Genomic DNA, 16029 nt, shown 5'->3' with positions numbered 1-16029 from the left:
GTGATGTTAATGGAGTTTGGGAAAAGCTATTGGAAAGATTACTATAAAGGTTCCGAGAGGGAATGGATATTGACAAACGGTATCGGGGGCTATGCATCGCTGTCCTTGATAGGCTCCAACAACAGAAGATATCATGGCCTGCTGGTCGGCTGCCTCAAGCCCCCCACAAGCAGGTTCCTGCTGCTGTCCAATCTGCTTGAAGACATAGTGTGGGAGGACGGCAGCCATATTTCCCTGGCGTCCTTTCAAACAGGAGGAGCTGAAACCGGAAATTATGTCAATGACGGATACCGGTATCTGACAAGGGTAACCTTTGACTACCTGCCCGAGTTTACTTATAACTGCAGGGACATTATCGTCAAGAAAAAGATAGCCATGAAACATATGGAGAATACCACCGCAGTTCTTTACGAAATCAGAAACGGTTCCCGGGAGGCGGAGTTCAGGCTCACTCCTCTGGTAAATTGCAGGGACCATCATCACAGCAGCCGCCGGAGCCGTTTCAATTTTGTACCGAAATATTCCGACAGTGAGATGACTGTTTCTGCAGAAGGGGAACAGCTTACCCTTCACATGGGGGTAAGCTGCGGAAAAGCAGTTGAGCTTGATAATACCTGCTTTTACAACATGTTTTACGGCAAGGAGCAGGAAAGAGGGCTGGACTGCATGGAGGATCACTACATTCCGGGTTATTTCAGCATACGCCTGAAACCCTGGGAATGCAGAACCGTTTCTTTTGAGGCGTCCTGCCGGAATACCGGCTTGCCTTTTGCGGAAGCTGTCAGGGAAGATTTTTCAGGTGATGCCGCTGTAAACTCCTGCCCCGGTGACGGAAATGGAGCAGAGGATATAATAGACCGGCAGAACGCCAGGCTGGAACTCCTGCTGAAAAAGCCGGGCTATTCCAATGAACTGCTGAAAAGGCTGGTACTGGCTGCCGACAACTTTATAGTTTACAGGAAATCCACAGACGCAAAAACCGTCATTGCAGGGTATCCCTGGTTTACAGACTGGGGCAGGGATACCATGATAGCATATGCCGGACTGACCCTCGCCACCGGAAGATTTGAGGATGCCAGGGAAATCCTGTATACTTTTTCAAAATACGTGGACTACGGACTCATTCCAAATATGTTTCCCGACGACGGGGAAAAACCGGCATATAACAGTGTGGATGCCGCGCTTTGGTACTTTGAGGCTGTAAACAGCTATCTGGAATATACGGGGGACTATGAATTTATAAAGCAGGAAATTTACCCCTGTCTGAAGAATATATGCGCAGGCTTTACAAATGGAACCATTTTTGATATAAAAATGACACGGGAGGGGCTGGTGACTGCCGGCAGCGAGAAAACCCAACTGACCTGGATGGATGCAAAGGTGGGAGACTGGGTAGTCACTCCAAGGCATGGGATGGCTGTTGAAATAAATGCACTGTGGTACAACGGTCTCAGGATAATGTCAAGGCTGGCACAGGAGTTTAAAGATGCGGATATTTACCATGAGTGTGCTTCAAAAGCGAAGGAAGCCTTTGTGAAGGTCTTCTGGAATGAGAGCCGCCAATGCCTCTATGATGTGGTAAATGAAGCAGGCAGCGACGGCAGTCTGAGGCCCAATCAGATACTTGCGGTGGGATTGTCCTATCCGGTACTGGAGGGAAGCAAGGCCAGAAGCGTTGTGGAAACGGTGTGGAGGGAATTGTATACCCCATATGGCTTGAGAACCCTGTCTCAGGACAGCCCTCAATACCGGGGCACCTATTCCGGCGATATCTGGAGCAGGGACGGGGCATACCACCAGGGGACGGTGTGGACCTGGCTGCTGGGAAGATTTATAAAGGCCTATGTCAGAGTCAACGGAAACACTGAAGCAGCAAGAAAAAAAGCATTGGACTTTATACTGCCCTTTTCGGATCATATAAAGGACGCAGGAATAGGCAGTATCTCAGAGATATTTGACGGGAACAATCCCTATGAGCCCAGAGGCTGCTTTGCCCAGGCCTGGAGCGTGGCGGAGATTCTGAGGGCTGCCGTTGAGGACGCAGGACTTAAATGACGGTCTTTTAATGGCGGTCTTTTATTGAAAGGAGTTGATGACTTGTCTTTTTCAACCCTTGTTAAGGACGAGCTTTGCAGAGTAGAATTGCAGCACGATGCCTGCTGCATGAAGGCTGAAGTACTGGGGGTTATTTTGACGGGTAACCTTTTTTCAAACGATAAAAACAGCAGGAATGTAAGGATGGTTACTGAAAATGCCGCTTTCGCCAGAAGGATATATTCCACAATCAGAAAGGTTTACGGCATAAGCCCGGAGGTTGCCATAAGAAGGAGCAGCAAGCTGAAAAAGCATGTTTCCTATTCTGTTATTCTGGCCTCCATGCAGCTTATAAACAAAATACTCTATGATTTTGGAATCAGTGCATTTTCGGAGGAGAGCAGCAATCGATTCACAAAGCACCTGAAAAGGGTCTGCTGCAAAAAAAGCTTTCTCCGTGCAGCATTTTTATCCGGAGGGTCCATAAGTGATCCGGAGAAAACCTATCATCTTGAGATTTCCACCCGGAACAATGTTTGTGCCCAGGTAATAAAGGAGCTGCTTGCGGACTATGGTATCAATGTGAAAATAATTACCCGGAAGGGAATTTTTGTAGCATACATAAAAGAAGGAGAGAATATTGTTGATTTTCTCAATATTATCGGTGCCCACAGTGCCTTGATGGAGCTGGAAAATGTAAGGATTCTGAAGGATATGCGAAACAGCGTAAACCGAATTGTAAACTGTGAAACGGCAAACCTTGAGAAAACGGTCAACGCCTCTGTCAGACAGGTTGACAACATACGGCTTATACAGTCTGTCATGGGTATAGACAAGCTTCCGGAGAACCTGGTGGAAATAGCCAACTTAAGATTGGAATACGGTGAAGCCAGCCTTAAGGAGCTGGGAGACATGCTCCACCCAAGGCTTGGAAAATCAGGAGTGAATCACAGATTGAGGAAGCTGGATGAAATTGCGGATCAATTGAGGGACAATATGAAAAGAATATCTGTAAAATGAAGGTGTATCCGGGGAAATATCGAAAAGTATATCATGTTTCTAATGATAAAAGGGGGCAATATACTTGGATGTTAAACTATCAAAGAAGGGTACGACGCTGGTAATCAAAATCCTGGAGGATATGGACCACCATTCCGCCCAGTATCTGAGGCAGAAGCTTGACAATGAAATCATCAAGGCCACGGTCAAAAACATTATTTTCGATTTTTCCGGTGTGAATTTTATGGACAGCTCCGGAATAGGAGTAGTTGTGGGCAGGTACAACAATATCAAAAAACTCAACGGAAGGGCCGCAATAGTAAATGCCAATCCAAAGATAATGCAGATATTTGAAATGTCGGGAGTACTGAAAATCATACCTGCATATGCCGCTGTGGAGGATGCCTTGTCGTCCATGTGCGGCTAGCCGGGTTTGGTTTTTATCAATATTTTTTAAGCATGTCGATAAATTTGACACGCATGCAGATGGGAGTTGTTATGCAGCTTATAAATGAAATGAAACTGGAATTTATGAGTAAATCAAATAATGAAGCCTTTGGGAGAGTGGTGGCTGCCGCATTTGCATCACAGCTCGATCCAACGGTTGAAGAGCTGGCAGACATAAAGACTGCTGTTTCGGAAGCTGTAACAAATGCAATCATTCACGGGTATGAGAACAACCCCGGTATTGTAAAAATGGTTTGCAGGCTGTATGATACCGGAATTGAAATTGTTATCTCCGATGAGGGAAAAGGGATAGCGGATGTAGAACTGGCACGCCAGCCCCTGTATACCTCCAAGCCCGATATGGAGAGATCCGGAATGGGCTTTACGGTTATGGAAAGCTTTATGGACAGCGTAGATATTGCATCTGAACCTGATAAGGGAACCACTGTTACTATGTTTAAGAATATAAAGTCCTGATTCACATTACTGCCGTAATCTGGTCAGGAAATTTTTATGCATATATATGTAAATAAATTCTATTTATGTATAAAAATTTAATAATTGCCAATAATGATTATAAGTGATGATTGAAATCGGCAATATGTGCTATATGTGACAGAAAGGTTTAGGTAAGCTATGAAGGATATAACTGATGAAGCGGTTCTTACACTTATCATAAATGCTAAAGCCGGAGACAGGCAGGCCCAGGCCACCCTGGTGGAAAAAAATGTGGGTCTGGTCTGGAGTATTGTAAAAAGGTTTCAGAACAGAGGCTATGAGATTGATGATTTGTATCAGATAGGGAGTATCGGGCTTATTAAGGCCATCAACAAGTTTGATGCGTCTTATGATGTGAAATTCTCTACATATGCGGTACCTATGATTATTGGAGAGATTAAGCGATTTATAAGAGACGACGGGATAATCAAGGTGAGCAGGTCGCTGAAGGAGATTGCATCAAAAGCCCGGATTACCAAGGAAATTTTATGCAAGGAACTGGGACGGGAGCCGGGTGTCAATGAAATAGCCGAAAGAATGAATGTTTCGCCGGAAGAACTTGTGCTGGCAATTGAAGCGGGCTGTACTCCGGAATCACTCTACAGCACTGTGGGAGAGGGCGACAATACGCCGATTTTATTGATTGACCGGATAAATGCCGACAATAACAGCAGTGAGGTTGACCTGATAGACAAGATTGCCATCCGGCAGATTCTGGATTCCCTTGACGCCAGAGAAAGGCAGATAATAATCCTGAGATATTTCAAGGAGAAAACCCAGGTGCAGATTGCACGGCTGCTGGGTATTTCACAGGTACAGGTGTCCAGGATAGAAAAGAAAATTCTGAAGGATATAAAGCATAAAATGATTGCAAACGGAAATTGATGCCACTGGCTCGGCGGTTGAAGCAAAAAGAGCTTGCACGAACAGCAAAGTCATAAAGTACTGTTCAGGCGGGCTTTTTTCAGCAGGTTTTAAAAGGACAGGAGATGTTTATATGCAGCGTATAATCCACAGCTTCAAAAAGAGAACTACATTAATAATCATAGGTTTAATCCTGCTTTCAATCATAATTGCCATAATAGCCATTTATACCGCTTCCCGGGAGGACGTCCCAAAGAAGGCGGTTTTTGTTTTTTTCACGGAAGCCTCCCGGATTGAACTGATCTGTTGAACTTGATTCTGTGTCATATGTTTTCAATAAAAGAATTCTCCTAAAGTGTTATTTCTAAAAGGTGCTCCTCCCACATACGGAAATGGATTGCCACGAAGTCCCTGGATGGTCAAGTTGCTGCATCCAGGCAGCTTTCTGACTGCTTTAAACCAGCACAACAAGTTAATTCAATTTTTATAATAATTTCTGAATATCTGCAAAGAATATTAAATGTTTGGATTATCAAAGATTTATGGAGGTATTATGAACAAGAGTTTTACAAAGGAGGAATACTCGCAATATGTTAAAAGTGTTTCTCCCAATTCAAAATTATTTCTGAATATAATAAAGGCATTCCTTGTGGGAGGTATCATTTGTGTCATCGGGCAGGTGATTTTCAACTGGCTCAAAGGCAGAGGCCTGGATTCCGACATGGTATCAGGTCTTACCAGTGCCATAATGATTTTTCTGGGAGCATTTTTTACAGCTCTGAATGTATACGATGAACTTGGCAGGTTTGCCGGAGCAGGCTCAATAGTGCCAATAACCGGCTTTGCAAATTCTGTTGTGTCTCCGGCCATGGAATTTAAGACAGAGGGCTATATAATGGGAACAGGAGCCAAAATGTTTGTGATAGCAGGCCCGGTAATTGTTTTCGGCATATGCGCCTCGATTCTGGTCGGTATAATTCACTACTTTATAATTTAAGCGGTTTTCAGACCGCAGTAATCGACTTTTTTATGTTCAAGGAGACAGTTAAATGGCAGAAAGACATATAGGCAAACAGACGGTCATATTTAAAAATCCGCCGTCCATCAAGGCTACCGCAAGCATTGTAGGCCCCAAGGAGGGAAAGGGTGCTCTCAGACAAAGCTTTGACTATATCATCCCTGATGAACTGTGGGGTGAGGACAGTTGGGAAAAGGCCGAGAGCAAGCTGGTAAGAGAAACCCTGTCAAAGGTGCTTCAGAAGGGGAGCCTTAGCAATGACCAGATAGAATATGTATTGGGAGGAGATTTGCTGAACCAGTGTATCGCCGCAAATTACGGCCTCAGGGAAACCGATATCCCTTTTTTCGGATTGTATGGGGCCTGCTCCACAATGGCGGAATCCATGAGCCTTGGAAGTATGCTCATAGACGGAGGTTATGCGGACAATGTGGTATGCATGACGTCAAGCCATTTTTGCTCTGCAGAAAGGCAATTCAGATATCCTCTGGAATTGGGAAGCCAGCGGGCTCCTACCTCTCAATGGACAGTGACGGGCTCCGGCGCTGCTCTGCTGACCTCGGACCAGACCGGTCCATATATCAGATATGTAACTACAGGAAAAATAAACGATATGGGTATCAGCGACGTGAACAATATGGGAGCGGCCATGGCCCCGGCGGCAGCCGATACCATACTGACCCATTTTGCCGACACCGGACTTACTCCTGATTACTACGATTTGATTGTAACGGGGGATTTGGGCAAGGTGGGAAAAAAGATATGCCTTGACCTGCTTAATATGAACGGGATAGACCTGGAAAACAGATTTAATGACTGCGGAGTCATGATTTTCAACACAAAGGATCAGGACACACATTCGGGGGGGAGCGGCTGCGGCTGCTCAGCCACAGTGTTTGCAGGACACCTGTACAAGGAAATGATGAAGGGCAATCTCAAAAGGGTGCTGTTCGTTGCCACCGGAGCATTAATGAGCCCCATAAGTACTCAGCAGAAAGAGAGTATTCCTGGTATAGCACATGCGGTGAGCATTCACAGGAGTCTGGATTGAAAAGCCGGGTTAAAGTGCGCATTTCACGCGGGGGCTGTAATAATTTATTCTTAAAATATTCCGTAACAGGTGGATTGGAGATTTGCATATGAGCTATATAAACGCTTTTTTAGTTGGAGGAATAATCTGTGCCATAGGTCAGGTGCTTATAGACAAGACAAAACTCACACCGGCCAGGATTCTGGTTGTGTTTGTAGTGGCGGGAGTGCTGCTGACTGCGTTTGGCGTATACCAGAAGCTTGTGGATTTTGCCGGTGCAGGGGCTACCGTACCCCTTACGGGCTTTGGCTACACCCTGGCAAAGGGCGCCTTCAGGGAGGTTGAGCAAACGGGTCTGATGGGAGCCTTGACAGGTGGCTTCAAGGCAGCGGCAGCCGGCCTGGGAGCAGCGATATTTTTTGGTTATATCATGTCTGTGGTATCAAAGCCTAAGGCAAAAAGATAGGTACAAAGCCGGGAATAATATTTTTGTCCTGGCTTTATTCCATTTTTTTGCGGATAAAATATATTTATCCAGCCGTATAAAAATATTTTATAAATAATTTATGAAAGGTACATTGACTAATGCGACAAATTAAACAAAAATATGGATATTAAGAGGAATTTTAAAAAAAATATAGAATTTTGTATAAATATTTTATATAATTAAGTATGGTTTTTTGTTCATACAATTAAATATGAATTTAATCTATGGAAAACAAGGTGGACAAAGATGAATATAGAATACATAAACCCTTTTATCGAAGCAAGTCAGACAGTCTTAAAGCAAGTTGCCAATGTAGATGCAAGACTGGGCAAGGTTTTTTTGAAGTCTTCTCCCTACATGGGAGAGTCGATTCTGATTATTGTAGGTATAACTGGAAAGATAAGAGGTCAGGCCATCTTTACCATGACCAAGTCGGTGGCCTTCAAGATTGCATCAGCTATGATGTTCGGAATGCCGGTGGACGAATTGAATGAGATATCCAAGAGCGCATTATCCGAACTGACTAATATGATTTTAGGAAATACTGCTACCATATTGTATAACAAGGGAATAGGCATAGAGATTACACCTCCGTCTTTACTGCTGGGTGAAAATCTTCAGATTACACCTTCAAAAATGAAAACTATTTGTATCCCGCTTTATCTGAATGATGCAGAAATTCTGGAAATAGATATATCTGTTGAAGATTAGAATTTGATTATATAATTATAAAAATGATAAAATATATTCATAAGCGAAAAGATGGTGTATGCCATCTTTTTCTGTTGAGTGCATTTTAGAAGAGCATTCGGCGTATGAAAGGAGCTTGCTTTATGTCGCTTAATATTGTACTTGTAGAACCTGAGATACCTCAGAATACCGGCAACATTGTGAGAACCTGTGCCGCAACGGGTTCTGTCCTGCATCTGGTGGGACCTCTGGGGTTTTCCATAGAAGACAGATATCTTAAGAGAGCCGGACTGGATTATTGGGATGAAGCCACCATTAAATATCATGAAAGCATAGAGGCTTTTTTTAAGCAGCATGGGGACGGTAAGCTCTATTTCTCCACCACCAAGGCTGTCCATAACTATTGTGACATAGAGTATGGGGAGGATTGCTTCATTCTTTTCGGCAAGGAAACCGCAGGCCTGCCGGAGGAATTGCTGAAGGAAAACCGGGAAACCTGCATACGCATTCCCATGAACGAGGGAATAAGGTCACTGAACCTGTCCAATTCGGTGGCCATAGTCCTGTATGAGGCTCTGAGGCAAAAAAACTTTGAAAACATGAAAATCCAGGGGAAGCTGGTTAAATATGATTGGACTTAAAAACAAACCTGTGATAAATATAAAAAATTGGGTATATTATAATGGGAGTGACTCCCGATTTTATTGTGCTGCAAAAACGCCGGCCGGCAAATAAAAGCTGGGGCCGGATTTAGATAAATATCAGGGATGACCAGAAAATTTAAGGAGTGGGTCGGATTTGGTTAACAGAGACAGAATGGTTAATGAGTTTTTGGAACTTGTAAGAATAGACAGTTTGTCCTTAAAAGAAAGACAGATGTGTGACACGCTTAAGCAGAAGCTTAAGGCACTGGGCTATGAACCTGTTGAGGATAATGCCGGACAAAAGCTGGGAGGCCAGTGCGGCAATGTCATATGCACCGTAAAGGGAAATAAGGCTGTCCCGGCTGTCCTCATAACGGCGCATATGGATACGGTGGTTCCCGGTACGGGAAAAAAGCCGGTGATTGACGGGGATATAATAAAAAGCGACGGTACAACCATACTGGGCGGCGACGATGGGGCGGGTATAGCCATAATACTGGAGACCTTGAAGTTAATCAGAGAACAGAATATTGAACATGGAGATATCCAGGTGGCTTTCACCATAGCGGAGGAAATCGGCCTGCTGGGTGCAAAGCATATGGATTTCAGCAAGATATATGCAAAATACGGCTTTGTACTGGACAGTGACGGCAAAATCGGCTGTGCTGCTGTAAAGGCTCCGTCACAAAACAAGATAAATGCAGTTGTAAAGGGAAAGGCGGCACATGCAGGTATGGAGCCTGAAAACGGCATAAGTGCCTTTTCCATAATGTCAGATGCCATTTCCTCAATGAAGCTGGGCAGGATAGATGAGGAAACTACTGCAAATATCGGAATAATTCAAGGCGGTGTTGCAACAAATATAGTCTGCGACAGAGTTATAATAAATGCGGAAGCAAGGAGCCGCAATGCTGAAAAGCTCCAGGCCCAGACCGAGCATATGCGGGAATGCTTCCAAAAGGCGGCGGAAAAATGGGGAGGACAGGTAGAATTTACATCGGAAAATGAATATCCGGCCTTCAATATAGAAGCTGATGCCCAGATTATTAAAATAATGCAAAAAGCCGCTGACGACAGTGGTTTTACTTTTGAAGCGGTGACCACCGGCGGAGGCAGTGATACCAATATTATAAACTCCAAGGGTATTCAGGCAGTGGACCTAAGTGTGGGTATGACCAAGGTTCACAGCGTTAATGAACAAATATCAATAACCGATATGGAAAATGCCGTAGTGTTTTTGATTTCAATTCTGAAGAATATCAACTGACTTACGACGTACCGTATCCGTTGGGAAAATTAGGGGGACTTGTGTTGCAAACAATCACATTAAAAATCTCAGAAATAACCATAGACGACAAGCAGATATTTGACAGATATTTGAGACTGTCCGATTTAAGAGTATCTGAACTGAACTTCACAAATTTCTTTATGTGGAGAGATTATTATAAAATAAGCTATAGCGTAGTAAACGATTTTTTATGCATAATGTCAGTAATGGAATCGGGCGTACCCTTTTGCTTTTTTCCGATAGGCGATTACAAAAGGATAGATGAATTGAAATGTACTCTTTATATTATGAGGGAGCATTTTGCCGAAATGGGTTGGAATTTTGTCATGAAAAGGGTTTCGACCCAGCAGCTTTCCATTCTGGAAACCCTTGGCTTATGCTTTAAGTCCGGCGAAGACAGGGACAACTTTGACTATTTGTACTCTGTGGGCAGCCTTTCCACACTTGCCGGAAAGAAACTGGACGGAAAGAGAAATCATATAAACAAGTTTAAGAAGCTATATTCCTTTGAATACGAAAAAATTACAGCTTCAAATATTCCCGACTGCAAGGACATACTGGAAAAGTGGTGTATCCAAAGAAACTATACCGAGAGTGACAGCCTTATTGCCGAGAGAAAGGCGAATCTTGACCTGCTTGAAAATTACGAGAGTCTGGAGCTGGAAGGCGCAATCATTAAGGTTGACGGTGTCCCCCAGGCTTTTACCATAGGTGAACAGCTCAGCAGTGACACGGTGGTTATTCATATAGAAAAGGCAAATGCGGAGATACATGGGCTGTATCCTTTGATAAACCAGCAGTTCCTGGCGAACCAGTGGTCGCACATGGAATATGTGAACCGGGAGCAGGATTTGGGGCTGGAAGGGTTGAGGAAAGCCAAACTTTCATATAATCCCGCGAGTTTTGTTGAAAAATATACAGTTGAACTTTGTTAAATAATTATTAATTTAGCTGTTTACACTATTGAAAATGTTTTTGAAATATTATAGAATTAGTTTTGGTTTAGGAAATTGAAACCAATTACTATGTTGATAAGCATTAATTTGCTTGGTTAAGAGACGAATTAACATCGTTTCAAATTAATAAAAAAAACTTAGGAGGTAACAACAATGGCAGTAAAAATTGGTATTAACGGTTTTGGACGTATCGGACGTCTTGTTTTCAGGGCTGCAGTGAACAACCCTAACGTAGAAGTAAAGGGAATCAATGATCCTTTCATCGATCTCGAGTATCTCAAATATATGTTAACTTATGACACAGTTCATGGTAAATTTGACGGCGAAGTAAGCACAGCTAACGGTAAATTAGTTGTTAACGGTAAAGAAATAGCTTTCTTTGCTGAAAAGGATCCTTCAGCTATTGCTTGGGGAGCTTGCGGTGCAGAATACGTTGTTGAATCAACAGGTGTATTCACTACTACTGAAAAGGCTTCAGCTCACTTGAAGGGCGGAGCTAAGAAGGTTGTTATCAGTGCTCCTTCAAATGACGCTCCAATGTTCGTTATGGGCGTTAACAATGACAAATATACTAAGGACATGGTTGTTGTATCAAACGCATCTTGTACTACTAACTGCTTGGCTCCTTTGGCTAAGGTTATCAACGACAACTTCGGTATCGTTGAAGGTCTTATGACTACAGTTCACGCTGCTACAAACACACAGAAGACTGTTGATGCTCCTTCAAACAAAGACTGGAGAGGCGGAAGATCAATCCTCGGAAACATCATTCCTTCATCCACCGGTGCTGCCAAGGCAGTTGGAAAGGTTATTCCAGAATTGAACGGAAAATTGACAGGTATGGCATTCAGAGTTCCTACTGCTGACGTTTCAGTTGTTGACCTGACTGTAAGACTTGAAAAAGCAGCTTCTTACGAAGAAATCAAAGCTGCTGTAAAGACTGCTTCAGAAACCAGCCTCAAGGGTATCCTCGGTTACACTGAAGATGCGGTTGTTTCAACTGACTTCATCCACGATGCACGTACTTCAATATTCGATGCTGAAGCCGGTATCGCATTAAACGGAAACTTCGTTAAGCTGGTATCATGGTATGACAACGAATGGGGTTATTCAAACAAGGTTGTTAGCCTTATCGAGCACATGGCTAAGGTTGACGCTCAGTAATTAAAGCTTTCATAATAATGTTTTTAACAGCACTTTTTTCAGATGAAGCCCATCTGAAAAAAGTGCTGTTTTATTATGTCACTTTCTACAATATGCGAAGAGGTTATCTTTAAATGAAGTCATCCCAAAGCCCTATATTATTATTTTTTAGGAAACTGGGTGACTTGAATTTTTAGAGTTAATACCAAGCAGGATTGTTTTGTCAAGAGAATAACAGTTGCAGAAATATTTTGCTGTTATGATTATCGGAGTGTGGAATATTTACACGTATTATACAGGTTGTATTTTTAAAATAGCCTGTATATATGTTTTTGGCTTACTTCCGAGTCGTGTGAGGGGTATTAACCGAAATTTCCCGGTATTTGAATAAACTTGTATATCGTAATATAATTTGTAAATAGTTTATTAACTCTGGATTCATTTATGATACATTTTGAGGTGCATAATGGCTACAAAAGTAATGAGATATCAAATAATTAAGCCAATAGATTGTAATTGGGATTTGTTTGGTAAAGTATTAAGGGATATTCAATATGATACTCGTCAAATAATGAATAGGACAATTCAATATTGTTGGGAATGGCAAGGGTATTCTTCAGATTACAAAATAGCTAAAGGAGAATATCCCAAAACGAGAGAAACTTTTGGATATTCGGATATGAGAGGTTATGCTTATGATAAACTAAAATCAATCTATCAAAGGCTGAATACTGCAAACTTAACAACATCCATAACAAGAGCAGTTCAAAGGTGGAAAACAGATACAAAGGATGTTATACGAGGAGACAAATCAATAGCTTGTTTTAGAGCAGATGTACCAATTGATTTACATAACAAAAGCATGAATATTGAGAAAAGTGATGATGGCTATATAGTAGCTCTTTCACTTGCCTCAAACATATATAAAAAGGAGTTGGATAGAAATTCTGGTCAGTTTTCAGTGTTAATAAATGAAGGTAATAAAAGTAATAGAGATGTTTTAGATAGGTGTATTGCAGGACAATATAAGATATCTGCATCACAGATACTAAGAGAAAAAAACAAGTGGTTTTTAAACTTATCATATTCTTTCGAGATAAGTAAACCAGATAAAAGCCGTGACAATATATTAGGTATTGACGTTGGAATTGTTCACCCAGTATATATGGCAGTTTATAATTCCCCTGCTCGTAGAAGTATCAGCGGTGGGGAAATCGATAACTTTAGGAAGCAAGTTCAAAAGCGTATAAAGGAACTACAGCTACAAGGAAAGCAATGCGGAGAGGGGAGGATAGGTCACGGGATTAAAACAAGAGTAAAACCTATAGAATTTGCTAAAGATAAAGTTGCAAACTTTCGGAATACTATTAATCATAAATACTCAAAAGCTATAGTAGAGTTTGCAATAAAAAATGGTTGTGGAATTATACAAATGGAAGATTTAAAAGGTATTAACACAGATAATGTGTTTTTAAAGAACTGGACATATTATGATTTGCAACAAAAAGTCAAGTATAAAGCCGAATTGGAAGGGATTGAAGTAAAACTGATTGACCCGCAATACACAAGCCAAAGATGTTGTAAATGTGGATATATACACCGAGATAACAGACCAGAACAAGCAAAATTTAAATGTATTGATTGTGGCTTTGAGGTGAATGCAGATTATAATGCATCATTAAATATAGCAACACCGGACATTGATAAAATAATATTAGAATTTTTAAAGTGCGAAACATAAGTAAACAATTGGGGTGGCTCAACACCCTTAAATCGAGAAGTGGCATAAATCCATACTTGTGTGGTTGCAAAACACTCGATAAGGTAAAAACGGTTAGCACCGTTTGAAATTCCGAGTATAAAAGACCGCTCGGACGTTTTATACATATACAAGAATTGCGATAAAGTATAGACTCGCACATTAAGTAGCTAAAGTGAGCATAACGGAAGTGTTTTAAATATGTGCTATTGCAACTGGTGCATGTGTACAAGATGTGAGAAGTTCTGTCATTTTTAACCTCACACAGTACAAATTATTGCAACTGGTGCATGTGTACAAGATGTGAGTGAAAAGGTTATTTTTTAGTTTTAGGTTATATCCATTGCAACTGGTGCATGTGTACAAGATGTGAGTGGACCACACAATGCATACGGGCCAGGGTCGTGGATTGCAACTGGTGCATGTGTACAAGATGTGAGCAAGGAGGGGCTTCACCTTCGGCGTCAACATCCATTGCAACTGGTGCATGTGTACAAGATGTGAGACAATAAACATAATCCATGAAACAAAATCTATTCTATTGCAACTGGTGCATGTGTACAAGATGTGAGCATTTTTTTAAAACCTCCTTTTTTACATATGTGAATTGGAAGCACTTGTGCATCTATCTGGTATGGTTTCCGTGCTAAAAGGCTGAATTCTATTACAATTCATATTTATAACCAAGTAATAATATCTAGTTTTAATTTATTCCAAAATGTGTTATACTAATCATAAAAGTTTTATATGCAATTGGTTTTGTGAATAATAATAACTATAATAAATAATTTCTTACCAGGAGGTTTATTATGATTGTAACTCCAAAATTCAGAGGTTTTATTTGTACGACCTCTCATCCTGCAGGCTGCGAATATAGCGTAAGGCAGCAGGTTGAATACGTTAAAAAGCAAAAGAGAATATCCGGTGCCAAAAAGGTGCTTGTCATAGGTGCTTCCACAGGGTATGGACTTTCCTCCAGAATAGCAGCGGCTTTTGGCTGCGGTGCAGCTACAATAGGGCTGTTTTTTGAAAGACAGGCTTCGGGAAATAAAACAGCTTCCGCAGGCTGGTATAATTCCGCCGCCTTTGAGAAGTTTGCCCGGGAGGAAGGCCTGTATGCAAAAAGTATAAATGGAGATGCATTTTCAAACGAAATCAAGGAGCAGACTATTGAACTTATAAAAAAGGATCTTGGCAAGGTGGATATGGTCATATACAGCATTGCTTCCCCGAGAAGGATACATCCTGTAACGGGAGAGGTGTTCAATTCGGCGCTGAAACCTATAGGCAGTCCGAGCACGGTTAAAACTGTGGATTTTCACACCCAGCAGGTTTCGGAGTCCACCATTGAGCCTGCTGATGAGGAGGAAATCAGACAGACCGTGGCAGTTATGGGCGGTGAGGACTGGGATATGTGGATGAAGGCCCTGAAAGAGGCCGATGTACTGGAACAGGGAGCTGTTACAATTGCATATTCCTATGTAGGGCCTGAAATGACCCATGCCATTTATAGAAAAGGCACCATAGGCAGGGCCAAGGATGATCTTGAGGCCACAGCCATAAAGCTTACAGAGAACAATAAGGACATGGGCCTCAAGGCATATGTATCCATAAACAAGGCTGTGGTTACCCAGGCCAGTGCTGCGATTCCTGTGATTTCAATCTATATAAGTGTTTTGTTCAAGGTGATGCAGGATATGAATATTCATGAAGGTACTATAGAGCAAATGTACAGAATGCTTAATGACAGGGTTTATTCAGGAGACATGAAACTTGACGAAAAAGGCCGTATATGCATGGACGACTGGGAAATGCGTCCGGAGGTGCAGGCTGAGGTGGCAAGGCTTTGGGCTGAGGCAAACAATGAAAATATAAGGGAGATATCCGATATTGAAGGCTACAGAAAGGAATTCTTCAGGCTCTTCGGCTTTGAATTCGACGAAGTGGACTACAGTGCAGATGTGGATATTGATGTTAAAATTGCAAGCATAGAGTAAACAAAAATCCAGACAAGGTTTACGTAAAAAACAGGCACCGGATTGGTAAATGATATGCTCCCTTTATGAGAGACAGTGAAATAACAAACACTGTTTATCATGAAGGGAGTATTTTTATGCCACAAAAATTTAGAATAGTGGTTACTGAAAAAATTAAAATCACTCGAGAGTATTT

The 16029-nt window shown here is 41.9% G+C and carries 16 protein-coding genes and 1 CRISPR repeat array; all 16 genes read left to right on the top strand.

Annotated features, from left to right (window positions below; translation table 11 throughout):
• Positions 1-9: 9 nt before the first annotated feature.
• The 16 genes from CLHUN_RS10555 (at position 10) to fabV (ending at position 15854) form a co-directional block, all read left to right on the top strand.
• Complete coding sequence (locus CLHUN_RS10555; RefSeq protein WP_080064561.1) at positions 10-2055, top strand: amylo-alpha-1,6-glucosidase; 2046 nt, start codon at positions 10-12, stop codon at positions 2053-2055.
• A 42-nt stretch (positions 2056-2097) separates the two neighbouring features.
• On the top strand, positions 2098-3054 hold the full coding sequence (gene whiA, locus CLHUN_RS10550; protein ID WP_080064655.1) for a DNA-binding protein WhiA: 957 nt from the start codon (positions 2098-2100) through the stop codon (positions 3052-3054).
• Between the two features lie 64 nt (positions 3055-3118).
• On the top strand, positions 3119-3460 hold the full coding sequence (gene spoIIAA, locus CLHUN_RS10545; RefSeq protein ID WP_080064560.1) for an anti-sigma F factor antagonist: 342 nt from the start codon (positions 3119-3121) through the stop codon (positions 3458-3460).
• A gap of 71 nt (positions 3461-3531) precedes the next feature.
• Positions 3532-3957, top strand: a complete 426-nt coding sequence (gene spoIIAB, locus CLHUN_RS10540) for an anti-sigma F factor (RefSeq protein WP_080064559.1) — start codon at positions 3532-3534, stop codon at positions 3955-3957.
• A 159-nt stretch (positions 3958-4116) separates the two neighbouring features.
• Positions 4117-4863: an RNA polymerase sporulation sigma factor SigF gene (sigF, locus tag CLHUN_RS10535; protein WP_080064558.1), complete on the top strand. Its 747-nt coding sequence runs from the start codon at positions 4117-4119 to the stop codon at positions 4861-4863.
• Between the two features lie 112 nt (positions 4864-4975).
• Positions 4976-5152, top strand: coding sequence for a hypothetical protein (locus CLHUN_RS22130; protein WP_165755723.1), 177 nt, complete (start codon positions 4976-4978; stop codon positions 5150-5152).
• Between the two features lie 243 nt (positions 5153-5395).
• On the top strand, positions 5396-5839 hold the full coding sequence (gene spoVAC / locus CLHUN_RS10525; RefSeq protein ID WP_080064556.1) for a stage V sporulation protein AC: 444 nt from the start codon (positions 5396-5398) through the stop codon (positions 5837-5839).
• Between the two features lie 52 nt (positions 5840-5891).
• Positions 5892-6911 carry a stage V sporulation protein AD gene (spoVAD, locus tag CLHUN_RS10520; RefSeq protein ID WP_080064555.1) on the top strand — a complete coding sequence of 340 codons (1020 nt, stop codon included), beginning with the start codon at positions 5892-5894 and terminating at the stop codon, positions 6909-6911.
• 88 nt (positions 6912-6999) lie between these two features.
• Positions 7000-7356, top strand: a complete 357-nt coding sequence (gene spoVAE, locus CLHUN_RS10515; protein WP_080064554.1) for a stage V sporulation protein AE — start codon at positions 7000-7002, stop codon at positions 7354-7356.
• 267 nt (positions 7357-7623) lie between these two features.
• Positions 7624-8088, top strand: coding sequence for a chemotaxis protein CheX (locus tag CLHUN_RS10510; protein ID WP_080064553.1), 465 nt, complete (start codon positions 7624-7626; stop codon positions 8086-8088).
• Between the two features lie 122 nt (positions 8089-8210).
• Positions 8211-8708, top strand: a complete 498-nt coding sequence (trmL, locus tag CLHUN_RS10505) for a tRNA (uridine(34)/cytosine(34)/5-carboxymethylaminomethyluridine(34)-2'-O)-methyltransferase TrmL (protein WP_080064552.1) — start codon at positions 8211-8213, stop codon at positions 8706-8708.
• 157 nt (positions 8709-8865) lie between these two features.
• Positions 8866-9978, top strand: coding sequence for a M20/M25/M40 family metallo-hydrolase (locus CLHUN_RS10500; protein ID WP_080064551.1), 1113 nt, complete (start codon positions 8866-8868; stop codon positions 9976-9978).
• A 41-nt stretch (positions 9979-10019) separates the two neighbouring features.
• Positions 10020-10934 (top strand): DUF2156 domain-containing protein, encoded by a 915-nt coding sequence (locus CLHUN_RS10495; RefSeq protein ID WP_080064550.1) that lies wholly within the window; start codon positions 10020-10022, stop codon positions 10932-10934.
• Positions 10935-11108: 174 nt separating this feature from the next.
• Positions 11109-12119 (top strand): type I glyceraldehyde-3-phosphate dehydrogenase, encoded by a 1011-nt coding sequence (gap, locus tag CLHUN_RS10490; RefSeq protein WP_080064549.1) that lies wholly within the window; start codon positions 11109-11111, stop codon positions 12117-12119.
• Between the two features lie 445 nt (positions 12120-12564).
• The gene (locus tag CLHUN_RS10485) at positions 12565-13839 is read left to right on the top strand and encodes an RNA-guided endonuclease TnpB family protein (protein WP_080064548.1); all 1275 of its coding nucleotides are present in this window, start codon (positions 12565-12567) and stop codon (positions 13837-13839) included.
• 226 nt (positions 13840-14065) lie between these two features.
• Positions 14066-14429: a CRISPR direct-repeat array (repeat unit 32 nt; unit sequence ATTGCAACTGGTGCATGTGTACAAGATGTGAG).
• A gap of 237 nt (positions 14430-14666) precedes the next feature.
• Positions 14667-15854 (top strand): enoyl-ACP reductase FabV, encoded by a 1188-nt coding sequence (gene fabV, locus CLHUN_RS10480; RefSeq protein WP_080064547.1) that lies wholly within the window; start codon positions 14667-14669, stop codon positions 15852-15854.
• The last annotated feature ends 175 nt before the right edge of the window (positions 15855-16029 follow it).

This window comes from Ruminiclostridium hungatei, from assembly GCF_002051585.1.
GTDB lineage: Bacteria > Bacillota > Clostridia > Acetivibrionales > DSM-1351 > Ruminiclostridium > Ruminiclostridium hungatei.
This window is presented reverse-complemented; position numbering and strand designations above follow the sequence as displayed.

Coding starts and splice junctions, on each gene's coding strand:
- CLHUN_RS10555 (WP_080064561.1), top strand. CDS start 10: ATGGAGTTTGGGAAAAGCTATTGGAAAGATTACTATAAAGGTTCCGAG.
- spoIIAB (WP_080064559.1), top strand. CDS start 3,532: ATGCAGCTTATAAATGAAATGAAACTGGAATTTATGAGTAAATCAAAT.
- sigF (WP_080064558.1), top strand. CDS start 4,117: ATGAAGGATATAACTGATGAAGCGGTTCTTACACTTATCATAAATGCT.
- CLHUN_RS22130 (WP_165755723.1), top strand. CDS start 4,976: ATGCAGCGTATAATCCACAGCTTCAAAAAGAGAACTACATTAATAATC.
- spoVAC (WP_080064556.1), top strand. CDS start 5,396: ATGAACAAGAGTTTTACAAAGGAGGAATACTCGCAATATGTTAAAAGT.
- spoVAD (WP_080064555.1), top strand. CDS start 5,892: ATGGCAGAAAGACATATAGGCAAACAGACGGTCATATTTAAAAATCCG.
- spoVAE (WP_080064554.1), top strand. CDS start 7,000: ATGAGCTATATAAACGCTTTTTTAGTTGGAGGAATAATCTGTGCCATA.
- CLHUN_RS10510 (WP_080064553.1), top strand. CDS start 7,624: ATGAATATAGAATACATAAACCCTTTTATCGAAGCAAGTCAGACAGTC.
- trmL (WP_080064552.1), top strand. CDS start 8,211: ATGTCGCTTAATATTGTACTTGTAGAACCTGAGATACCTCAGAATACC.
- gap (WP_080064549.1), top strand. CDS start 11,109: ATGGCAGTAAAAATTGGTATTAACGGTTTTGGACGTATCGGACGTCTT.
- CLHUN_RS10485 (WP_080064548.1), top strand. CDS start 12,565: ATGGCTACAAAAGTAATGAGATATCAAATAATTAAGCCAATAGATTGT.
- fabV (WP_080064547.1), top strand. CDS start 14,667: ATGATTGTAACTCCAAAATTCAGAGGTTTTATTTGTACGACCTCTCAT.